The sequence below is a fragment of the Streptomyces sp. S6 genome (assembly GCF_054880855.1).
In genome coordinates, this window is the sequence record NZ_JBTYMC010000493.1 from 1 (window position 1) to 3,231 (window position 3,231).

The window sequence follows — 3,231 nt, forward strand, 5'->3', positions numbered from 1 at the left end:
CTGGCGCAGGTGTGCGCGGGCGGCTCGACGGTCGAGTCCTGGCTCGCGGCCGAGCCGCACGACCCGGACGCGCTCGTGCTGCGCGCGGCGACGGAGACGACCCGGGCGTTCAACCTGGCGATCGAGGCGGGCCGGGGCACCTCCATCGACCCCCGCAGGGTGGACGCGGCGGTCATGGCGTGCCGGGCGGCGAGCGAGGCGTACCCCGAGGACCCGACGCCGTGGGTGTCGCTGATCTCGGTCGCGCGGCTGTACCCGGCGGGGGTGCGCCGGCCCGAACTGGCCCGCTGGTGGGACGAGTTGCACCGGCGTGACCCGTACAGCGCGGAGGGCCACCTCCAGGTGCTGCACTACTACTCGGCCCGCTGGCACGGCACCCACGGCCTGATGTACGACTTCGCCCGCGACGCCGCCGGTGTCTCCCCGCCCGGCTGTCCGCTGCCGGTGCTCGTCCAGTACGCGCGCGTCGAGGAGTTCCGGCACACCCTGGACGTCACCGGGGACCGTCCCGCCGTCGTCGGCATCGGCCGGCACTGGACCGACGACGGCGCCGTCAACGACGTCCGCCGCACCTGGGAGCGCTGGCTGTCGGTGCGGCCCGAGCACCTTCCCGTGGCCCCCGCCGAACTCCGCGACGCGGGCCACCTCGCGCACGCGGCGTGTCTGGCGGGCGAGTCGGAGATCGCCGGGGTGCTCCTCGACCTCCTCGGGCGGCGGGCGACGCCGACGCCCTGGATGTACACGGGGGATCCGGCGCGGCAGATCGCCCGCTACCGCAGGGACCTCGCGAAAACCTGAGGACAGTGCGGGCCGCCTGAGCGCAGACTGCCCCCGTGATCGATCTCGACGCGCGGCTCGTCCGCTCCCTGATCGCCGGGCAGTTCCCCGAGTGGTCCGGGCTGCCGGTCCGGCCGGTGGCCCGCCAGGGCTGGGACAACCGTACGTTCCGGCTCGGCGAGGAGTTGTCGGTGCGGCTGCCGAGTGCCGAGGGGTACGTCGCGGCGGTGGCCAAGGAGAACCGCTGGCTGCCGTTGCTGGCACGGGAGTTGACGACCCCGCTCCCCGCGCCGGTGGCGGTCGGCCGCCCGTCGGCCGGGTACCCGTTCCCCTGGTCGGTACGGCGCTGGCTCCCCGGCGACACCGTCGAGTCCGGCGTCGTCGACCGTCTCCGACTCGCCCGGGACCTCGGGGACTTCCTGTGCCGCCTGCGTGAAGTGCCCGCCGAGGGCGGGCCGGTGGCGGGGCTGCACTGCTGGTACCGGGGGTGTCATCCGAGTGTGTACGGGGAGCAGGTCGCCGATGCGCTGGTGGCGTTGGCCGGCGAGGTGGACGTCGGCGCGTGCCGCCGGGTGTGGAGCGAGGCCCTGGTGTCGGTGTGGGCGTCGGCGCCGGTGTGGTTCCACGGGGACGTGGCGGTGGGCAACCTCCTCGTCCGGGACGGGAAGTTGTCGGCCGTCATCGACTTCGGGACGTGCGGGGTGGGGGACCCGGCGTGCGATCTCGTCGTCGCCTGGACGTACTTCGAGGGCGTCGAGCGCGAGGTGTTCCGGGAGGCCGTGGGGCTGCCGGACGACGCGTGGCGGCGGGCTCGGGGGTGGGCGCTGTGGAAGGCGCTGGTGGTGCTGGCGGGGCCGTCGAGCCCGGAGGCGGTCGCCGCTCAGCGGGGGGTGCTGGAGAGGGTGCTCGCGGACGACTCCTGCTGAGTGGGCCGCACCGTCCACCTCTCCTCGATCCGGCCCACCTTCCACACCACCAGCGCGATCGCCCACGCCGCCACGAACATGCCCGTGACGACGAACCCCAGCGTGTTGAGGTCGAGGCCGGAGACCCAGTCCCAGAAGGGGCCGTGGAGGGAGAGCTTGTCGGCGGCCAGGCCGAGGAGTTCGGCGGTGCCGATGAGGAGGGCGACGGCGACGGAGAGGCCGGTGACGGTGAGGTTGTAGTAGACCTTGCGGACGGGCTGCGAGAACGCCCACCCGTAGGCGAAGTTCATGAACGAGCCGTCGATGGTGTCGAGCAGGGACATGCCGGCCGCGAAGAGGACGGGCAGGCACAGGATCGCGTACCAGGGCAGCCCGGAGGCGGCGCCGGACCCGGCGAGGACGAGCAGGGCGACCTCGGTGGCCGTGTCGAAGCCGAGGCCGAAGAGGAGGCCCAGGGGGTACATCTGCCAGGGCTTGGTGATGGAGTTCATGACCCGGCCGAGGAGACGGTTCATGAAACCCCGGTTGTTGAGGTGCTCCTCCAGTTCCGCCTCGTCGAACTCCCCGGTCCGCATCCGCCGGAACACCTTCCAGATCCCGGCGAGGATGACGAGGTTGAGGATCGCGATGACGTAGAGGAACGTGCCCGAGACGGCCGTCCCGATCAGGCCGGTGACGTCGTGGAGGCTGGAGTCGTCGTCGCGCAGCGGGCCGGCGAGGGTCTTGACGCCGAGGGAGAGCAGGAGGGCGAGGGCGAAGACGACGCTGGAGTGGCCGAGGGAGAACCAGAACCCGACGGAGAGGGGCCGTTTCCCCTCGCCCATGAGTTTCCGGGTCGTGTTGTCGATCGCGGCGATGTGGTCGGCGTCGAAGGCGTGGCGCATGCCGAGGGTGTAGGCGGTGACGCCGATGCCGATGCCGAAGGTCTTGGTGCCGATGCTGTAGTGGTGCGGGGCGACGATCGCGACGAGGGTGAACCAGCCGATGACGTGCAGGGCGACGATGAAGGCGGCCATGCCGGCGAGGCGGGTCCATTCCTGCCGGGTCATCGTCATGGGGTGGTGCCTTTCGTCGCGTTCACGGCAAGGCTGTGTCCACCCCGCATCCGCCATGCTCTCCTAGTTGCACATCATGTGCAGTAAAGCCCGCGACAGATCTTCACCATGGCTTGACCAAGGGTTCGACGTCTCTAGAGTGCCCGCCGCCTGATCAGCACCCCCAGCACCACCAGCCCCGGCAGCAGCGGCACCCACACCGTCAGCAGCCGGTACCCCAGCACCGCCGAGGCCGCCGCGACGGCCGGCGCCCCGGTCGCGGCCAGCGACAGCGCGAGGACCGCGTCGAGGGAACCGATCCCGCCCGGAGTGGGCAGCAGCGCGGCGGCGCTGCTGGCGGCCAGATACAGCAGGGCGACGTGGAGCGGGGACAGCGCGAGGCCGATCGCGCGGGTGACGGCGATCAGCACGCACGCGTGCAGCGACGCGAACGCGAACGCCCCGCCCCACAGCGCCGCCGCCCGGCAGGGCCG

4 protein-coding genes are annotated in these 3,231 nt (G+C 72.3%); 2 read left to right on the plus strand and 2 right to left on the minus strand.

The features are described from left to right. Window positions 1-798, plus strand: a 798-nt coding sequence (locus ACVNF4_RS34150) for a hypothetical protein (RefSeq protein ID WP_461806753.1), incomplete at its 5' end; no start/stop codon positions are given. A gap of 35 nt (window positions 799-833) precedes the next feature. Then, the gene (locus tag ACVNF4_RS34155) at window positions 834-1,703 is read left to right on the plus strand and encodes an aminoglycoside phosphotransferase family protein (protein ID WP_461806754.1); all 870 of its coding nucleotides are present in this window, start codon (window positions 834-836) and stop codon (window positions 1,701-1,703) included. On the opposite strand, the gene nicT is transcribed toward ACVNF4_RS34155, so the two are convergent. Both nicT and ACVNF4_RS34165 read right to left on the minus strand, forming a co-directional pair. After that, a complete protein-coding gene (gene nicT, locus ACVNF4_RS34160; RefSeq protein WP_461806755.1) occupies window positions 1,658-2,758 on the minus strand; it encodes a Nickel transporter NicT in 1,101 nt (366 codons plus the stop codon). The genes ACVNF4_RS34155 and nicT overlap by 46 nt on opposite strands. A gap of 134 nt (window positions 2,759-2,892) precedes the next feature. Continuing rightward, on the minus strand, window positions 2,893-3,231 hold a 339-nt coding region (locus tag ACVNF4_RS34165), incomplete at its 5' end, for a lysylphosphatidylglycerol synthase domain-containing protein (protein ID WP_461806756.1).